Annotated in this window: 14 protein-coding genes and 1 tRNA gene; 11 read left to right on the forward strand and 4 right to left on the reverse strand. The window is 72.7% G+C overall.

Features of this window, described 5'->3' with window-relative positions; genetic code table 11:
• Positions 1-22: 22 nt before the first annotated feature.
• The 7 genes from WMF22_RS01780 (at position 23) to WMF22_RS01810 (ending at position 5,464) form a co-directional block, all read left to right on the forward strand.
• Positions 23-697, forward strand: coding sequence for a helix-turn-helix domain-containing protein (locus tag WMF22_RS01780; protein WP_437297412.1), 675 nt, complete (start codon positions 23-25; stop codon positions 695-697).
• A gap of 159 nt (positions 698-856) precedes the next feature.
• On the forward strand, positions 857-1,180 hold the full coding sequence (locus WMF22_RS01785; RefSeq protein WP_437297413.1) for a DUF2325 domain-containing protein: 324 nt from the start codon (positions 857-859) through the stop codon (positions 1,178-1,180).
• A gap of 17 nt (positions 1,181-1,197) precedes the next feature.
• Positions 1,198-2,232, forward strand: a complete 1,035-nt coding sequence (locus tag WMF22_RS01790) for a sulfate ABC transporter substrate-binding protein (RefSeq protein ID WP_438034645.1) — start codon at positions 1,198-1,200, stop codon at positions 2,230-2,232.
• Positions 2,233-2,241: 9 nt separating this feature from the next.
• Positions 2,242-3,144, forward strand: a complete 903-nt coding sequence (cysT, locus tag WMF22_RS01795; protein ID WP_437297415.1) for a sulfate ABC transporter permease subunit CysT — start codon at positions 2,242-2,244, stop codon at positions 3,142-3,144.
• Positions 3,144-4,049: a sulfate ABC transporter permease subunit CysW gene (cysW, locus tag WMF22_RS01800; protein ID WP_437297416.1), complete on the forward strand. Its 906-nt coding sequence runs from the start codon at positions 3,144-3,146 to the stop codon at positions 4,047-4,049. Before cysT ends, cysW begins: the two co-directional genes overlap by 1 nt.
• Positions 4,050-4,314: 265 nt before the next feature.
• The gene (locus WMF22_RS01805; protein ID WP_438034646.1) at positions 4,315-5,115 is read left to right on the forward strand and encodes a hypothetical protein; all 801 of its coding nucleotides are present in this window, start codon (positions 4,315-4,317) and stop codon (positions 5,113-5,115) included.
• A 277-nt stretch (positions 5,116-5,392) separates the two neighbouring features.
• Positions 5,393-5,464 (forward strand) — tRNA-Cys (locus WMF22_RS01810).
• Positions 5,465-5,636: 172 nt separating this feature from the next.
• On the opposite strand, the gene WMF22_RS01815 is transcribed toward WMF22_RS01810, so the two are convergent.
• Positions 5,637-6,047, reverse strand: a complete 411-nt coding sequence (locus tag WMF22_RS01815; protein ID WP_437297418.1) for an SET domain-containing protein — start codon at positions 6,045-6,047, stop codon at positions 5,637-5,639.
• Positions 6,048-6,488: 441 nt separating this feature from the next.
• Here WMF22_RS01815 and WMF22_RS01820 point away from each other — a divergent pair, with 441 nt between their 5' ends.
• Both WMF22_RS01820 and WMF22_RS01825 read left to right on the forward strand, forming a co-directional pair.
• The gene (locus WMF22_RS01820) at positions 6,489-6,851 is read left to right on the forward strand and encodes a c-type cytochrome (RefSeq protein ID WP_438034647.1); all 363 of its coding nucleotides are present in this window, start codon (positions 6,489-6,491) and stop codon (positions 6,849-6,851) included.
• A complete protein-coding gene (locus tag WMF22_RS01825; protein WP_437297420.1) occupies positions 6,848-7,315 on the forward strand; it encodes a hypothetical protein in 468 nt (155 codons plus the stop codon). Before WMF22_RS01820 ends, WMF22_RS01825 begins: the two co-directional genes overlap by 4 nt.
• 54 nt (positions 7,316-7,369) lie before the next feature.
• On the opposite strand, the gene WMF22_RS01830 is transcribed toward WMF22_RS01825, so the two are convergent.
• From WMF22_RS01830 to WMF22_RS01840, 3 genes are all read right to left on the reverse strand, one after another.
• On the reverse strand, positions 7,370-11,014 hold the full coding sequence (locus tag WMF22_RS01830) for an AAA family ATPase (protein WP_438034648.1): 3,645 nt from the start codon (positions 11,012-11,014) through the stop codon (positions 7,370-7,372).
• 26 nt (positions 11,015-11,040) lie between these two features.
• Entirely contained in the window at positions 11,041-14,625 is a 3,585-nt protein-coding gene (locus tag WMF22_RS01835; protein WP_437297422.1) for an AAA family ATPase, read from the reverse strand.
• Positions 14,626-14,706: 81 nt separating this feature from the next.
• Complete coding sequence (locus WMF22_RS01840; RefSeq protein ID WP_437297423.1) at positions 14,707-15,825, reverse strand: cytochrome-c peroxidase; 1,119 nt, start codon at positions 15,823-15,825, stop codon at positions 14,707-14,709.
• A gap of 508 nt (positions 15,826-16,333) precedes the next feature.
• Between WMF22_RS01840 and WMF22_RS01845 the strand changes: the two genes are divergently transcribed.
• A complete protein-coding gene (locus WMF22_RS01845) occupies positions 16,334-17,173 on the forward strand; it encodes an SDR family NAD(P)-dependent oxidoreductase (protein ID WP_437297424.1) in 840 nt (279 codons plus the stop codon).
• A gap of 159 nt (positions 17,174-17,332) precedes the next feature.
• A complete protein-coding gene (rd, locus tag WMF22_RS01850; protein ID WP_012232973.1) occupies positions 17,333-17,497 on the forward strand; it encodes a rubredoxin in 165 nt (54 codons plus the stop codon).
• The last annotated feature ends 139 nt before the right edge of the window (positions 17,498-17,636 follow it).

Genomic DNA, 17,636 nt, shown 5'->3' on the forward strand with positions numbered 1-17,636 from the left:
CACCATGGCGGATACGCGTCCAGTGAAGGCACGCAGAGCCCAGACCCCCGCGCGATCGGCGGCCGCCGAGCCGCCGTCCCCACCCCCGCCCCCGGCGAGCGAGCCTGGCGGGGACGACCCGGCGTTCGACGACGCGTCGGATCTCACGCCGGTCGTCGCCTCCAACCTGAAGCGGTTCCGGGCCGAGCGGGGCCTGTCGCTCGAGCGCCTGGCGAAGGCGTCCGGGGTGAGCCGGGCGATGCTGGGGCAGATCGAGCTGGGCCAGAGCACGCCGACCATCAACGTCCTCTGGAAGATCGCGCGCGCCCTCGGGGTCCCCTTCTCGGCGCTGATGAGCCAGGCGACCTCGCCCGTCACGACCGTCATGCAGGCCTCGCACGCGCGCATCCTGCGGTCTCGCAACGGCGACTTCTCTTCCCGGGCGCTCTTCCCGATGGACCGGCCGCGCAACGTGGAGTTCTACGAGCTCCGCCTCGCGCCGCGCTCGGTCGAGCACGCCGACGCGCACGCCCCGGGCACCGCGGAGAACCTGATCGTCACCGAGGGCTCGGTGGAGATCACCGTGGCCGGCGAGCGGCGCCTGCTCGAGACCGGCGACGCCATCCTGTTCGAGGCCGACAGCCCGCACAGCTACCGCAACCCGGGCAGCGCCGAGGCCGTCATGTACCTCGTCATGACCTACGGTTCGCGCGGGTAGCCCCGCCCCATTTCCGGTCCTCGCCAGCCTCGTGTCCCTCCGGTATCCAAGACATGTCCTCCGTTATTTTGGCAGATCTCCCTTGCGCCCTCTGCTTTAGCGTGAGATATGTCCGTTATAGCGGCGGCCACCCGCTGCTAGACGCAAGGAGGCGGAGCGATGCGGATCACCTGGATTGGTGGGTTGGATCGCAACCAGGCTCAGCTGGAGCGGATGGCGCTGCAGGCGGGGCACCATCTGGAGTTTCACACGGGCAACACGGGCGGCCGCGGGGCGGCGGAGCTGCGGGCGGCCATCGAGCGGGCCGATCTCGTGATCGTGCTGACCGACGTGAACAGCCACGGCGGCGTGCTCCTCGCCAAGAAGCTCTGCCAGAAGCTCGGCCGCGCGGCGTTCATGGCCCGGCGCATCGGCGCCTCGCGCTTCCAGCAGCTGCTCGACGCGCTCGCGCAGCGGGAAGCGCGTTATCTCGCGACTGGCTAAGGGAGTAGGAACGATCGATGCGACGCTTGATGACGATGCTTTGTTGTGTGCTGGCGCTGGCGCTCTCGGCGTGCTCGAAGGGCGACGCGGCCGGCGCCTCGAAGTCGGGGTCGGTGCAGATACTGAACGTCTCGTACGACCCCACGCGCGAGCTCTATGAAGAGGTGAACGCCGCCTTCGCGAAGCGCTGGAAGGAGCAGAGCGGACAGGACGTCACCGTCAAGCAATCGCACGGCGGCTCGGGCAAGCAGGCCCGGTCGGTGATCGACGGGCTCGAGGCGGACGTGGTCACGCTCGCGCTCGCCTACGACGTCGATGCGGTCGTGTCCGCCGGGCTGATCAAGGAGGGATGGCAGGCGCGCCGCAAGGACAACAGCGCTCCTTACACGTCGACCATCGTCTTCCTGGTGCGCAAGGGCAACCCCAAGGGCATCAAGGACTGGGACGATCTCGTGAAGGAGGGCGTGGCGGTCATCACCCCGAACCCGAAGACCTCCGGCGGGGCGCGGTGGAACTACCTCGCTGCGTGGGGGTACGAGCTGAAGCGAGCGGGCGGCGACGAGGCGAAGGCGAAGGATTTTGTCGGCCGCCTCTTCAAGAACGTGCCCGTCCTCGACACGGGGGCGCGCGGCTCGACCACGACGTTCGTCGAGCGTGGGCTCGGCGACGTGCTGATCGCCTGGGAGAACGAGGCGCTGCTCGCGGTGAAGCAGAGCGGTAAGGACAAGTTCGAGGTGATCGTGCCGTCGATCAGCATCCTCGCCGAGCCGCCTGTCGCGGTGGTCGACAAGGTGGTCGACAGGCGCGGGACGAGGGCGGCGGCGGAGGCGTACCTCGCCTTCCTCTCCACGGAGGACGGCCAGCGCATCGCGGTGAAGCACTTCTACCGCCCGCGCAACCCGGCGATCCTCGCGGCGGCCGAGTCGGAGGGTGTCTTCCAGAAGGTCGCGCTCTTCTCGATTGACGAGGTGTTCGGGGGGTGGCAAAAAGCCCAGAAGGCGCACTTCTCCGACGGCGGCGTCTTCGACCAGATCTACCAGGCCGGTAAGTAAGTAGACTTCGTGGCTCTCCTCTGGCGGCGACAGAGCGTTCTGCCCGGCTTCGGGCTGGCGATGGGGATTACGGTAACGTACCTGTCGCTGCTGGTGCTCGTCCCGCTGTCGATGATCTTCCTCAAGACGGCGACGCTCCAGCCCGCCGAGATCTGGGCGGTGGTGACCTCGCCGCGCGCCATCGCCTCGTTGAAGATGAGCTTTGCCGCGTCGCTCATCGCGGCGGGCATCAACGCGGTCTTCGGCGTCCTCGTGGCGTGGGTGCTCGTCCGTTACAGCTTCCCGGGCAAGTCGATCGTCGACGCGCTCGTCGACCTGCCCTTCGCGCTCCCGACGGCGGTCGGCGGCATCGCGCTCACGGCCATCTATGCGCAGCAGGGGTGGGTCGGTCGGTTCCTGTACCCGCTCGGGATCCAGAGCGCGTTCAGCCGCCTGGGCGTCGTCATCGCGCTCACCTTCGTGGGGCTCCCGTTCGTCGTGCGGACCGTCCAGCCGGTGATGGAAGAGCTCGAGGTCGACCAGGAAGAGGCGGCGGCGTCGCTCGGCGCGGGCCGCTTCGAGATCTTCCGTCGCATCCTCCTGCCCGCGCTCTGGCCATCGATCCTCACCGGGTTCGCGATGTCGTTCGCGAGGGCGTTCGGCGAGTACGGGTCGGTCGTGTTCATCTCCGGGAACATGCCCCTCAAGACGGAGATCACGCCGCTCGTCATCATGACCAAGCTCGAGCAGTACGACTACGCGGGCGCGACGGCGCTCGCGATGGTGATGCTTCTCTGCTCCTTCGTGCTCCTCTTCCTGATCAACCGACTCCAGTCCTGGAGCGGCGCGCGCGTGTCGTCGCGGAGCCCTGTCGAGGCGCCTAAGCCCGCGTCCGATCGGCCCGCGGGGGCCACGCCCGGGGTCGCGTCGTAGTGGCTGGCGCGGCCGGCAAGCTGCGGGTCAGGTCGCGCGGGGCGGTGCGCGGCGCGACGTCCGAGCCCCCGCTGGTGCGTTGGGCGCTCACGGCGGCGGCGCTCGCGTTCCTCGGGTTCTTCCTCTTCCTGCCGGTCGTGGCGGTGTTCATCGAGGCGTTGAAGGACGGCCTCGGGGGGTACTGGCGGGCGATCACCGCGCCGGACGCCATCGCCGCCATCGAGCTGACGCTCACGACAGCGGTCATCGCCGTGCCGCTCAACCTCGTCTTCGGCGTGGCCGCGGCCTGGGCGATCGCGCGCTTCGAGTTCACGGGAAAGAGCCTGCTCGTCACGCTCATCGATCTGCCGTTCGCGGTCTCGCCGGTGATCTCCGGCATGATCTTCGTCCTGCTCTTCGGGGCGCAAGGGGTGTTCGGCCCCTGGCTCATCGAGCACGACCTCCGGGTCATCTTCGACCGTCCGGGGATCATCCTCGCGACGACGTTCGTGACGTTCCCGTTCGTCGCGCGCGAGCTCATCCCTTTCCTGGAGAGCCAGGGGGCCGACGAGGAGCACGCGGCGCTGTCGCTCGGCGCGAGCGGGTGGAGCATGTTCTTCCGCATCACCCTCCCCAACGCGAAGTGGGGCCTGCTCTACGGCGTGGTGCTCTGCAACGCGCGGGCGATGGGCGAGTTCGGCGCGGTGTCGGTCGTCTCGGGGCACATCCGGGGGCAGACCAACACCATGCCGCTGCACGTCGAGGTGCTCTACAACGAGTTCCACTTCTCGGCGGCGTTCGCGGTCGCCTCGTTGCTCGTCCTGCTCGCGCTCCTGACGCTCGTGGCGAAGCGCCTTATCGAGTCCCGGGCGGAGCGAGACGCCGCTCCGGCGATCGACCCGGCGGCGAAGGCCGGCGCGGGGTGACGCGCGCGCTCGCGGGGTGACGCGCGCGCGGGACGGAGTGTGCGACGGAGAAGGCCGCTGGAGGACTCGGTACGAGCGGCACGAGAGGGAGCGCCGGGGACACGGCGCTTCCCTGGAATCGCCGTTGCGCGGGAGGACGGATGGCGCGCGGAGAACAGCAGATCTCGACGCTTCGACGCGGGTGAGCGCCGCGGGAGGGGCGCTGTCGGGTCGCGCCCAACTTGCGATTGGCCCCAGGCGCTCCAGGTTCGAGGGAGGGGTCACCATGCGGTTCTTCGAAGCGGTTGGGCGTGTGATCGGGGGAGCGCTGTCTCCCATCGCCGTGGGGGGCAGCTTCATCCGGAGAGCGAGGCTGTTCCATCCCGACGGCGTGGTCTACTGCGCGGGGGTGAAGGCGCTCGCGGTGGAGGGCGAGGTCGGCGCGCTGGCGCAGCGGCTGGCGGGGCCGGCGCTCGTGCGGCTCTCGGGCGCGATGTGGCGGTGGCGTGGCGGCAAGGGCGAGCGCCGTCCGGACGTGCTGGGGGTCGCGGTGCGCTTCCGGACCAGCGAAGAGGTGACGCCGGCCGCGAGCACCGGCGATCAGGACCTCATTTTCGTGAGCGCGCGCCGACTCTTGCTGCTCCCGTTCGCCCTGTTCACGACGAAGAGGCACGACTTCCTGGACAACGACTACTACGCGCTGGCGCGGTTCGACGTGGCCGGCTTCGGTCGCGCGGAGTTCCGCCTGGTGCCGCTGCGCGCGGCGGTGGTGAAAGGCAACCGCGTGGAGAAGCTGGAGCGCGCCGCTGCGGCGGGGCTCGCGCTGCTGCGCCTCGAGGTGAGGCGAGGGGGCTCGCGCGCGCGGTGGATGGCAGTGGCCGATATGGAGCTGTACGAGCCGGTGGACATCGACCAGCGCGCCCTCCGCTTCAACCCGTTCCAGACGGGGAAGGGGATCGTGCCGCGCGGGCTGCTCCAGGCGACGCGGCGGGCGGTCTACACGGCCAGCTACATCGGGCGAGCCCTGGGGGCGCGGGAGAGGGGGCCGCGCGCGGGAAGGGCACGGCGCGGCGGGCGCGAACAGTAGGCAGCGCGGGTGTTCTGGAGGGCTGCGGCGGGGACGCGCCGGAGCCCCCTCCGCCGGCTCCGGGATCGGGACGGAGGGAGCTGGAAGCCGGAACGACGCCAGAACGACGACAGAACGACGACAGAACGACGACAGAACGACGACAGAACGAGCGCGGCGGAGCGCGCGGCTGAAGCGGCTGATGGGGCGGCTCGGCCGCGTGAATGTAGACGGCGGTCTCAAAGGCGTTGACAGCCGGGCAGAGATGAGGCATGACCTCCCGCCGCTTCGAACAGTCGGTGAGGTAGCCAAGTGGTTAGGCAACGGTTTGCAAAACCGTTATACGCGGGTTCGAATCCCGTCCTCACCTCCGCAACGACGACAGTCCGGCCTGTGTGATGCCCAGGCGTTGACCTGGATGCCGCTGCCGCAAGAGGCGGGCGCGGAGCGCCGGTGCGGCTGCCTGGCGGTCGCCAGCGCGACGGTGTCGCCGAGGTGAGCCGGAGCGATACGGCCGTCGCCGCGGCGCTGGCGCCCTCGCCTCAGCGAGGATCGAACCAGGTATAGCCGTAGTCGAAGCAGAGCTCCTCGCCCGCCTGGATGTCGCGGAGCGCGATGGCAGCCATCGAGTCCGGCACCGGACCGTCATCCATCTCGACGTTGGGTGTCGTCGAGTGGTTGTAGAGCGCGAGCAACCCCCACGCATACGCCTTCTCCCGCCCGGGATCCTCTCCCCACGTGAACACGTGATGGAGCGCCTGGCAGCCGCGGTGCTCCTCGGTCTTCAGATCCGAGGCCGGGAAGCAGCTGACAGCGGCCCACTCGACGACGGCGCCCTTCGGCAGGAACCGGCGAGCGAAGACGCCCCGGCCCTTCCCGGGGATGCGGCGCCACACGACGTTCGGATGGAACTGGTTCTCGGCGATGAGGGCGTCGATTTCCTGGTCGATCATGGCGGGGCGCCGCCGACGCTATCACGCCCCACCATCGTGGGACATCGCCACGCCCATCAGGGGGCGCTGCTCCACCTGCCGTCGGGACATCACGCTCGACCGCAGCGGTGAGGCGCGTGGGTGTTCCGCGAGCGCGGCGGTGGTCGAGTGCCTATCGGCAGCGCGGCCCATCACGATCGAAGGGCCCGGCCGCTGGCTCCAGGACAGCGTGCCTCGCATGACGTTCGTCGCGATCGGCCGGTGCCGGACCGGGCCGCGATCGGGCAGGGATCCTGGACCTCTTCAAGATGCAGTGATCGTCGCGAGGCGACCCGGCTCCTTCGGCGCCCCGCGCCGCGGCCTCCAGCTCGGGCTGGCCGGGCCCGCGGCGCCCTGGTGATCCCCGCGGCGCGACGGCGGCCCCACGCGGCGCCGGCGCGCGCTATGTTCCGGCCCGCCCGCATGAAGTGGTCGCCCATCCTCGCCGCCCTGCTCCTGCTCGCGGCCGCGTGCAAGAGGCCCGACCCCGTCGAGGAGGCGGTCGCGCTCTCGCCGCAGGCCGCGAAGGGCAAGGCCATGTTCTCCACCCTCTGCGCGGCGTGCCACGCCCCCAGCGCCAAGCTGGTCGGCCCTCCGCTCAGCGAGATCGCAGGGCTTTACAGGACCGATCCCGCGGGCATCGTCCGCTGGGCCGTGACCCCGGGGCGAAAGCGCACCGACGTCCCCCCGATGCCCAGCTTCCGCGGCGTCCGGGAGTCGGATCTCGCCGACATCGCGCAGTACATCATCGAGGCCGGCACCGCGGCCGGAAAGCAAGGTCCATGATCTATTCGTTCGTCCTCGTCGCGCACTCGTGGCTGCGCTGGGTCGTCCTGCTGCTCGGGCTCCTGGCGCTCGCGCGGTCGGTCCGCGGCTGGGCCCAGCGGGGGCCGTGGACGGCGGCGGATCGCAAGGTCGGCGCGGCGTTCGTCGGCTCGCTCAACGCCCAGTTCGTCCTCGGCGTCCTGCTCTACACCGCGCTCAGCCCGCTCAGGCCCACGTCGCTGGCCGCGCTGAAGGCCGCCATGCCCATCGCGGCGCTGCGCTTCTTCGTCGTCGAGCACATCGTCGCCATGCTTGTGGCGGTGGCGGTCGCCCACGTCGCCTGGGCCCGGGCGAAGCGAGCCCCGGACCCCACCGCGCAGCACCGGCGCCTGGCGATCGGCGTCCTCATCACGCTGCTCGTCATCCTCGCCGTCATCCCGTGGCCCTTCATGACGTACGGCCGCCCGCTCTTCCGGCTGCCCTGAGAGGCCGTCCGCCGTCGCCCGCGCATCCCCGGAGCAGCAGCCCGGGGCGCCGGCTCACGCCACGTCCTCCCGGCTCATCCGGAGCAGCCACAGCGGGGCCAGCGCCTGCGACAGGCTCCGCACCAGCGACGACTCGGCATATCCCATCACGTAGTCCTCGATCTCGATCGGCGCGGTCGCGCCCGGGCGGCGCGGCGGGTCGAACCGGACCCGCCGCACCACCGGAAGGAGCTCGGCCGGGTTCTGCGGGAGCGCGCGCCCGAGCCGCGCCGCCTCGTCGAACGCCGCCTGCCGCTCGAGGTGCTCCCGGACCGCGCCCGCCGGCGAGAGGCCCGGCCGGGCCGGCAGGACGCGCACCCGCACCACCTCGGGGCCGCGCGAGAGCGACGTCCAGACGTGGGCGCCCGTCTCGAGCTCGAAGAAGTCCATCACGCACAGGCCCACGACGCTCAGGACGAGGAGCTCCGCCCCGCGCCCGGGGGCGGCGAGCATCGCCTCGAGCCCCGCCGCCCCGCGGCCCTGCTCGACAACGCGGGCGCGCCCGTCACCGTCGGACGCGCTGCCGAGGGGCGCGCACGCCCACCCCTCCACCTCGCCCCCTGCCTCGCCGTAGGCGCGCGCGAGCGCCTCGAAGAGCCCCTCCTCGGGCTCGTCGCGCCCGCCGGCCGGCCGCTCGTCGAAGCGCGCCGCGCGGAGCAGCTCGATGAGGACCGCGTGCTGGCCCGGCTCGTCCACCTTGCGGAGCGCGCGCCGGAGCGCGTGGCCCTCCGCGATGCACTCCAGGACCTCCTGCTTCGCCGGCCGGCGCAGCGGGCCCGGCAGCTGGCGCCGGTGGAACAGGCGCACCCGGGAGCGGCTCCACTCGTCCTCGACCGTCACGTAGCCGAACCGCCGCACCTCCAGGTCGAGGTGCTGCTGCTCGTCGTCGTCGCCGCTCCGCCGCCGGACGAGGTCGATCCGCTCGCGGAACGCCTGGATCGCGCCGCGCATGGCGTCGAGGTTGTAGACCGCCTCCGCGTGCCCGTGCGCCTCGGGCCCCTCGGCGGCGGTCCGGCCGTGCTCCGCGAGGTGGTAGCGGATCCGCTCGGAGAGGCGCGCGAGGCCGTCGCTCCGATCGAGCGCGTCGACGAACTCGAGCAGCGGCGAGAGCTCCGCCGTGAGCGCGCCGAGCGGCCTCGCCATGAGCGGCGCGAGGGCCCACGCCGCGGCCGCGGGCTCGGCCTCCGCGAGCGCCTCGCGGTGCAGCGCAAACGCGGGTGACGCGAGTGACCCGGGTGACGCGGGCGACCCGCGGGGCGCGGCGCCGTCGCCCGCCGCGGCGGCGCCGTCGCCGCGCGCGGTCGTGAAGATGCGGATCACCTGCATCGCGGCGGGCGCGCCGCGGGTGAGCGCGTCGCTCAGCAGCGATCCGATCTCGTCCTCGATGAACCGCTTCACCGAGCGGGCGCCGTCCTCGGCCACGAACGCCTCGCGCGCGATCCGCTCGGCCACGCCGGCGCCCCGGCGCACGAAGACGCTCCGCTCGGCGAGGCCGCGCCGGCCGAGCAGCCGATCGAGCTCCTTCTCGGCCACCCGCACCGCCACCTCGGGCGTCAGCGGCCGGAACGGCACGACGCGATCGATCCGGTTGAACAGCTCCGGCGGGAAGAAATCGCGCACCGCCCGCGCGACCTCCTGGGCCGACTCCTCCGCGATCGCGAGCGCCCGCGCCTCCGAGAGCCCCGCGCCGCCGAAGCCGACCAGCGCCCGCGACCGCGCGCCCAGGTTGGACGTCATCACCACGACCGCGTGGTGGAAGTGCGCGGGCCTCGCCGCGGCGTCCGTGAGCCGCCCGTCCTCGAAGAGCTGGAGCAAGAGGCCGTGCACCGACGGGTGCGCCTTCTCGATCTCGTCGAGCAGCACCAGCGAGAACGGCTGCTCCCGCACCCGCTGCGTCAGGAGCCCGTCGGGCGCGTAGCGATCGCCGACGAGCCGCGCCGGCGCGTCCGGGCCGCTCTGCTCGCTCATGTCGAAGCGGAGCAGGCGCGACGCGCTGCCGTAGATGAGCTCCGCCATGCACCTGGCGAGCTCGGTCTTGCCGGTCCCCGTCGGCCCGGTGAAGAGGTACACGCCGTACGGGCGCCGCGGATCCACGAGGCCCGCCTTGATGCGCGCAACGAGGTCCGCCGCCGCGCGCACGGCCTCCGGCTGGCCGATCACCCGCCGGCCGAGCTCCTCCTCCAGCGCGCCGGCGTCGAGCGGCTCGTCGCCACCGAGGAGGAGCCGCGGTACGCCTGTCTTCTGCGACAGGAGCCGCAGCACGTCCTGCGAGCCGATCGGCCGCGGCGCGTGGCCGCGCGCCGGCCCCGGCTCCCCGGAGGGCGAGGGCGTCGCGCCCGCGCGGACGACCTCGCGCAAGAGGTCGATGGCCTTGCCCGGCAGCGCCTGCGACGAGAGGAGCGAGCCGCCGAGGTCGAGGATCGTCCGCAGCACGTACGGGCTCACGCGGGCGGCGTGGCGTTGCTCGAGCGCGCGGACCTCCCGCACCATGAGGCGGAACGTCTCGGAGGGCGTCGCCTCGGGGAGGAAGAGGGGCGTGAACAGGGCCGCGAACGACGGGGACTCCTGCTCGAGGAGGCGGAACGCCTCGGGGGAACACTCGCCGACCATCACGATCTCGCGGCGGGAGAGCGGGCCGCGGAAGAAGTCGGCGAGCGAGCGCTCGCTCTCGCGCGACCTGCCGATCCGGCCGAAGTGGTGGAGGTCGTCGATGACGAGGATCGCGCCGCGGCTGCGCGCGTCCTCGACGAGCTCGACGCACCGCTTCTCCCAGTCGCCGAGGTGGCTCATCCCGGCGATGAGCCTGCGGCCGCTCACGGCGAAAACGTCGCGGACGCGGTCGAGGTTCTTGTGCGCGCCGTACCCGTCGGCCGCGAGGAGATCGAGCACCGCCCGGTGGATCAAGGTCGTCTTGCCGCACCCCGGCGGGCCGACGACGACGACGGGCTGCGCCCTGCCCGCGCCGAGCAGCAAGGCGAGCTGCTCGCGCTGCGGCGATCGCGGTACGCCTGCGTCGAGGTTGCCCTGGGCCGCGCGCTGCGTGAGGCTCACGCCGAGGCTCGGCAGGACCTTGAGGCCCCGGCGCTTCTTCCAGCGGAACGCCGGATCGGCGCCGGTGTCGTCGTCGCCCGGGCGCTCCGGCAGGTCCGCGAGCGCCGAGCGCGGGGCGCACGAGAACGACAGCGCCGTGATGCGCTCCTTGCCCCGGCTCCAGAGCCGCGCGATCTCGTCGTCGTCGAGCGCGGCCCACGCGACCTGGAACAGCGCGCGGAGCTGCTCGTCCAGCGGGAGGTCCTCGCGGATCGGCGCGGCCTCGCCCTGGCGGACGGGGTGGTAGGCGAAGACGACGCGCTCGTGCTCCGAGGCCCAGCGCGGCTCGAGCACGACGGGGCAGAGCCCGCTCACCTTGCGCCGCTCGGCGGCGCCGGAGAGCGTGAGCTCGAGGCGCACCTTCTCGAGCCGGATGCCGCGGGGGAACTCGAGGCGCGCGAGCTCGGCCGCGCGCGCCTTCTCGAAGACGGGCCTGAGCTCCTCGGTGAGCAGGCGCCGGACGCGCTCCGCGTGCCGCCCCTCCCGCGAGCGCGTGCTCGGGCCGAGGCCGAGCGTCACGCACTCGACGTTCGTTGTCCGCCGTTCGAAGAGCGGGATCGTGAAGTGCACGGCCTCAGGGTAGTGGCTCTGCCAGGTCAGGCGTCGGGCAAATCATCCAGCGCCGGGCCGTCCCCGCCCGCGCTGAAGTACTCGCTCCGATCCAGCCCGCTCCCCTCGTCCTCGAACAGGAGCAGGTGCGTCAGCGCGACCTCGTCGAGCCGCTCCCAGTACCACGCCGGATCCATCGCGAGCCGCGCCCTGCGCCCCGCGATCAGCGCCGCGCCCTCGACCTCGTCGAGCTCGCGCGCGGCCGCCCCGCGCCGCCGCGCCGCGGCCGAGCCCGCGGGCGGCGGGGCGAGCGACCTGTGCTCCCACTGGTCCTCGGCGATGTCGGCCGCGTGCGCGACGAAGTGCACGAACACGTGCAGCCGATCATCGCCAGGCGCCTCGCCCGCGTCCCGCTTGCGCGCGACCACCCGGTGGAGCCCCCGCTCCAGCGAGAGGAACGCCCCGGCGTACGCGCCGGTGCAGCGGAGGAGCACGCTCCGGAACCCGCGCTTCGGCTCGTCGAGCGCGTCCAGCACGTCGCCCGGAGCGCGCGGCGGGCCCCACCGCCGGCTCGCGGGCCACGCGCCGTCGCCGGGCCCGGCCCGGTCGCCGTCGATGTGCAGCGTCGCGCCCCACCCGCGCCGCGGGAGCTCCTTGAGGAGCGGCGCGAGCCACCGCTCGAACGCCCCCGCGTCGAGCTCCTCCAGGATCAGCGTGATCGCGTCGCGCCGCGACTCGGTCGCGACGAGCGCGCGGGGCAGCACCTTGCGCACGCCCTCCCACGCCGCGCGCGCCTCGCCCGCGAGCCCGCGCACCTCCTCGCCCTCGAGCAGCGCCATCAGGGCGAGCTCCTCGACGCCGTGCATCTCCTCCTGCGCGCGCTCGAGCTGCCCCCAGAGCTCGCTCAGCCGGTGGTGCTCGGCCTGCAGCGCCGCGGCGTCGATCTCCTTGCGCCGATCGCGCGACGGCCCGCTCGCGAGGCTCAGCTGCGTCAGCAGGAAGTCGAGCTGCTCCCTGAGCTGCTCGAGCGGCCCGAGGCCCATCCACCGGTCCACCTCGCGCCGGAGCTCGCCGACCTGTTCGACGCCGAACGCCTGCTGCGCGGCCTTCGCCGCGCGCCGCCGCCGCGCCGCGAGGCGGAGCGCTGGCGTCTCGGCGCGGGCGACGACGGCGCCGTCGGCGGGCGCCGCCGCTTCCGGCTCGCCCGCCTCGGTCACCCACACCGTGAGATCCCGCGCGTCGCCCCCGAGCTTCGCGAGCAGCCGCGCGAGCGGCGCCGCGAGGTGCTCCTCGACGTGGCGCCGCAGCGCCCGCGCCCCGTACGCCGGCGCGTGGCCGTCCTCGGCGAGCCGCGCGAGCGCGCGCTCCGACACCTCGAGCGCGACGCCCGCCTCGGACAGCCCGCGGCGCTGGGCGAGGCGCTGCGCCGTGAGGCGCGCGACCTCGGCGAGCTCCGCCCGGGTCAGCGCCCGGAACGGCACCACGCGATCGATGCGGTTCACGAACTCCTGCCGGAACGCGCCCGCGACGACGCGCTGGTAGTGCGCCTCGTCCAGCGCGGCCTGCTCCTCCGGGGCCTCGGCGCCTCGCTCGCCGGCGAACCCCGCCCGCGCGCGCCGCTCCGCCGCGCCGAGGTTCGACGTCATGATCACGATCGCGTTGTGGAAGTACGCCGTCCTGCCGCGCGCGTCGGACAGGCGCCCCTCGCCGAGCACCTGCAGCAGGAGATCGAACACGGCCCGGTGGGCCTTCTCGATCTCGTCGAGCAGGAGCACGCAGAACGGCTGCTCGCGCACGCGCTGCGTGAGCAGCCCGCCCGCGCCGTCGGTCCCGCGGATCAGGCGATCGGCCGCGCCCTCGCTCGAGAACTCGCTCATGTCGAACCGCGAGAGCCGATCGGGCGAGCCGAAGAGCAGCCCGGCGAGCGCGCGGGCGAGCTCGGTCTTGCCGACGCCCGTCGGCCCCACGAAGAGGAACGCCGCGAGCGGCTTGTCCGGCGGCGAGAGCCCCGCCTTCACCACGGCGATCGTCTCGGCGAGCGCGCGCACCGCGCGCTCCTGCCCGACCACGCTCGCGCCGAGGTCGCGCGCCACGCGGTCGACGCGGAGCGGGAGATCGTCGCGCAGCAGGAACGCCGGCATCCCCGTGCGCATCGAGAACAGCTCGTAGAGATCGCTCCGCCCGAGCGTGACCGGCTCCCCCTGCGCGGTCCGCTCCCGCTCGTGCACGGCGCGCAGGTCCTCGTAGAGGCGGACCGCCTTGCCCGGGAAGGCGCTGTACGGCAGGTAGCGCTCCGCGAGATCGACGAGCGCCGTCAGCGCGTCGCCCGCGACAGCGGGGCGGTGCGGCTCGACGCGGCCGTCGCGCTCGGCGCGCGCGGCGAGCGCCTTCCGCGTATCGGCGGCCGAGAGCGGATCGATCCGGACGCGGCTCAGGCCCGCGAAGAACGCCCAGTGCCGCCCCTCGAGCGCGTCGAGCCGGTCGTCCCGGAGCTCGCACAGGACGCGCACCCGCCCCTCGTCGAGGTAGGGCCGCATCGCGCCGGCCAGGTCCACGTGCCCCCCGTCGACGCGCTCGGCCAGGAGGTCGTCGAGGTTCTCGAAGTAGAGCACCGCGTCGAGCGCGGCGGCGGCCTCCATCACGCCGTGGATGCGCTCCTGCCACTGCCCGAGCCCGCTCATGCCCGCGATGAGCTGCGCGCCCGACGTCGCGTAGACGAGCCGCGTCTGGCGGGCGACATACGAAAGCGCGAGCGCGGTCTTCCCGGCGTGCTCCGGGCCCACGAGCAGCACGCCGAGGCGCTCCTCGCCGTCGAGCAGCGCCGCGAGGCGCGCGAGCTCCGCGTCGCGGCAGGCGAGCGGCGGCGTCGCGAGCGGGCTCCGCTGCGCCGCCACGTGGAGCGGCGTCGCCACCGCGACGAGCGTCTCCACGGCCTTCTTCCGCCGCGCGCGCTCCACGATCGAGGCGCCGCGCGGCCCGTGCCCGCCCGCGCGCTCGGGCTCGGGCAGCGGCGCGTGGAGCACCTCCAGGCGGTGCGCGCTCCCGGGCAGGAGCCCCAGGTGCTCCCACGTCGACAGGACCTGCGACGCGAGCAGCCGGCGCACCTCGTGCCGGATCGCCGCCTCGATCGGCTCCCCCGCCTCCACGTAGAACGCGTGCCCGAGGCTCGGCACGAGCACCCACGCGTCGCGATCCCCTCGCTCCGCCGGCGCCTCCGTCTGCCCGCGCGCGTCCAGCTCGCCGGCCGGCACGACGACGCAGGGGAAGCTCACCGGCACCTCGTTCCGCAGCTTGCGCGGCAAGTCGTCGCGCGGGACGGGGACGCTCACGGAGAGGAGCCCTGTCCCTCGCGGGAACGAGAGCCGGGAGACCGCCTCGGGCCGGGCGCGCGCGGCGTGCTCGCGCAGGAAGAGCTGTTGCTCGACGAGGACGTCCTCGTCGCGGCCGAAGCTCGCGACGCCCGGCGCCGCGACGGGGAAGGCGAGGCACGCGCCGTCGAAGCGCTCGCGCACGAAGACGAGCGCCCTCGCGGTGCGCCCCTCGCTCGCGTCGCGGGCCCCTTCCGCGGACGCGCCCGCTCCGTCCTCTGGAGCGGGCGCGGATCGCCCGTCGTCGCTGGAGCTCGTGCTCATCCGAGAGGGCGGATCAGAGCCGATCCGCCCTCCCGGCGCAATCTGGTGATCAGCGTAATCAGCGTGATCCGCGTGATCCGCTCACGTCGGGTCGGCCTTGGGCGTGGTCGGCCCGCTCTTGGGCAGCTCGGGCTGCTTGATGTAGTCGGTCGGGAGATCGCCGGTGAGCGCCTTGAGGAACGCGACGATCGCCTTCACCTCTTCGGGCTTGGCCTCCACGCCGAGCTGGTGCCACGCCATCTTGGTCACCGTCTCGTCGAGCGTCGCGATCGAGCCGTCGTGGAAGTACGGGAAGGTCTTCTCGACGTTCCTGAGGCTCGGGACGCGGAAGAAGAACTTGTCCTTCTCGTCCTTCGTGTGGTCGAAGCGCCCGTTGTCCTTGAGGCCGGGGAACTCCTTCACGAGGCCGAGCTTCTGGAACGTCGAGCCGCCGACGGCGACGCCTGTGTGGCAGGTCGGGCACCCGAGGGAGATGAACTTGTGGAACCCGGCCTTCTCCTCGGCGGTAAGGGCCTTGTCGTCGCCGCCCAGGAACTTGTCGAAGCGCGACGGCGTGACAAGGCCGCGCTCGAACGCGCCGATCGCCTTGGCCATGTTGTCGTAGGTGATCGGCTCCTTGTCGTCGGGGAAGGCCGCCTTGAAGAGCTTCACGTAGTCGGGGATCGACTTGAGCGTCGTGATGACCCGCTTCTCGTCCGGCATGGCCATCTCGACGGGGTTCAGGATAGGCCCTTTGGCCTGGTCCTCGAGCGTGGCCGCCCGGCCGTCCCAGAACTGGGCGATGTGGGGGCCCGCGTTGTACGCAGAGGGCGAGTTGCGGCCGCCGAGCTGGCCCTTGTGCCCGGAGGAGAACTGCTTGTTGTCGACGCCGTAGGTCGAGAGGCCATGACACGAGTTGCAGGAGATATCGTGGTTCTTCGAGAGGCGCGTCTCGTACCACAGCATCCTTCCCAGGGTCACCTTGTCATCGGTGATCGTGTTCTTGTCCGTCTCGAATTTTGCGGGCAGGACCTGGAAGGACTTGACGTCCTTCGGATCGAAGACGAGCGGCTTCACGTCGCTTGTCGCCGCGGCGGTCGCGCCGGGCTTCGCCGTGTTCGAGGCCGGGGGGGCCTTGTGCTCGTAGTCCGCGGATCGTTCGCAGGCGCCCAGCCCGGCGGCGATGAAGAGCACACTGATGAGAGATGAGGGCCAACGCATGAGGTCTCCTGGCTCGTGAGGACGCCGTCCACGGTATGAGAGAGCCGCCGTGGACGTCAACGCGCGGCGCGGCCGCGCCGCCGGCTCGCTCGCCGGCCAAGGCGCGGTGCTGGCGGCGGTCGCGGGGGGCGCCCCGGGGGTGATGGGTGTTACCGGCCGGTTGCGACTCGCGGTCTCGAAGGTAGCGCAATGGATGTCGAGGTGCCTCCTGCGCGCCTATCTCCTCCGAGGTGCGCTTCTCCGTTTCGCCCGATTTCTCCGAGGTGGCGCGCGGCGCGCTCGCGCGGCCTGCGGGGTGTAGCGGGCGAGCTGCGGTAGAGCGGAAGCGTGGGAGCGCGGAAACGCCGGAGGGCGGAAGCGTGGGAGCGCGGAAACGCCGGAGGGCGGAAGCGTGGGAGCGCGGAAACGCCGGAGGGCGGAAGCGCGGGAGGCGGGAGCGGGGACGATGCGAGGCCGACCGGCGAGGGGCCCTTGCGCGCCCGGGGGGCGCCGGGCAACCCTTTCGGCCGTGCAATCGCCGATCGACAGCGGGGTCGTGCTCATCACCGGCGCGTCGTCGGGCATCGGCCGCGCGCTGGCGCACGAGATCGCCCGGCGCGCCCGGGCGCTCGTGCTGGTCGCGCGCCGCAAGGATCGCCTGGAGGCGCTGCGGGCCGAGCTCGCCGCGGCGCGCCCGGCGCTCGCCGTGCTCGCCTTCGGCTGCGATGTCACCGATCGGGCGGCGGTCGACGCGATGCTGCTCTCCGTCGAGGCCGAGGTCGGGGGGGTCGACGTCCTCGTCAACAACGCCGGCTTCGGCGACATCGGCGTGTTCGATCTCTCCGCGTGGTCGCGCACCGAGCAGATGATCGCGCTGAACGTGACGAGCCTCGCGTACCTCACGCACCGGCTCGTCGGCCCGATGGTGTCGCGCGGGCGCGGCGCGATCGCGAACGTGAGCTCCGGCTTCGGGCTGACGTTCGGGCCCGGGATGGCGTCGTACGTCGGCACGAAGCACTTCGTCACGAGCTTTACCGAAGCGCTCCGCCTCGACCTCGCCGGCTCCGGCGTGCGGGTGACGCAGGTCTGTCCGGGGCCCGTGCGGACCGAGTTCAACGAGGTGGCCGGCAACTTCACGGGCCTCGAGCCTCCCGCGCTCCTGTCGATCTCCCCGGAGCGCTGCGCGCGCGCGCTGGTCCGCGCGGTGGACCGCGGCCGCGCGCTCGTGGTGCCCGGGGCGGTGGCGTGGCTCGTCATCCACCTCGGCGTCCTCTGCCCGCGGTGGCTGCTCCGGCTCGCCTACTGGCCGATCGCGCGCGTGCTGCGGAAGAAGCAGCTCGCGGTGCGCGACGCTCCGGCGCCGCCCTGAGGCGCGCGTCCTGGCGGCCACGGTCGCCGCGGCGGCGCGCCGAGGCGCAGGACCTGGGCGCCGCGGCGAGAGCTGCGGACCAGACGGTTCATCTGCGGTCGTGTCCGCCCTCGTGGTAGCGTCTTGCGCCGCTCGTCGAGCCCCTGAGGAGGACCACGGATGAAGAAGTATCGGTGTCTGGTGTGCGGATTCGTCTATGACCCGGGGGTCGGTGACCCCGACACCGGCATCGCGCCCGGGACCTCGTTCGAGGACCTGCCCGACTCCTGGATGTGCCCGGAGTGCGGCGCGACCAAGGCCGATTTCGAGCCGATCGACGAGTGATCGATCCGAGCCTCCGCGCCGTCTCGGCGCGCCTCGCGAGAGGCGGCGCGGAGACGCCGGCAGCGTGAGCACATCGGCTGCGCGGGCAGCGTGAGCACATCGGCTGCGCGGTTTCCCCGCACCGATGTGCTCCTCGGAC

This window comes from Sorangium sp. So ce204 (assembly GCF_051526795.1).
In the GTDB taxonomy this organism is placed as follows: domain Bacteria; phylum Myxococcota_A; class Polyangia; order Polyangiales; family Polyangiaceae; genus Sorangium; species Sorangium cellulosum_B.

What these genes read in the sequence shown, in the direction of transcription:
- WMF22_RS01815 (WP_437297418.1), bottom strand. Translation starts at nt 6,047, where the DNA reads ATGATCGACCAGGAAATCGACGCCCTCATCGCCGAGAACCAGTTCCAT.
- WMF22_RS01790 (WP_438034645.1), top strand. Translation starts at nt 1,198, where the DNA reads ATGCGACGCTTGATGACGATGCTTTGTTGTGTGCTGGCGCTGGCGCTC.
- WMF22_RS01820 (WP_438034647.1), top strand. Translation starts at nt 6,489, where the DNA reads ATGAAGTGGTCGCCCATCCTCGCCGCCCTGCTCCTGCTCGCGGCCGCG.
- WMF22_RS01825 (WP_437297420.1), top strand. Translation starts at nt 6,848, where the DNA reads ATGATCTATTCGTTCGTCCTCGTCGCGCACTCGTGGCTGCGCTGGGTC.
- WMF22_RS01835 (WP_437297422.1), bottom strand. Translation starts at nt 14,625, where the DNA reads ATGAGCACGAGCTCCAGCGACGACGGGCGATCCGCGCCCGCTCCAGAG.
- rd (WP_012232973.1), top strand. Translation starts at nt 17,333, where the DNA reads ATGAAGAAGTATCGGTGTCTGGTGTGCGGATTCGTCTATGACCCGGGG.
- WMF22_RS01805 (WP_438034646.1), top strand. Translation starts at nt 4,315, where the DNA reads ATGCGGTTCTTCGAAGCGGTTGGGCGTGTGATCGGGGGAGCGCTGTCT.
- WMF22_RS01840 (WP_437297423.1), bottom strand. Translation starts at nt 15,825, where the DNA reads ATGCGTTGGCCCTCATCTCTCATCAGTGTGCTCTTCATCGCCGCCGGG.
- WMF22_RS01785 (WP_437297413.1), top strand. Translation starts at nt 857, where the DNA reads ATGCGGATCACCTGGATTGGTGGGTTGGATCGCAACCAGGCTCAGCTG.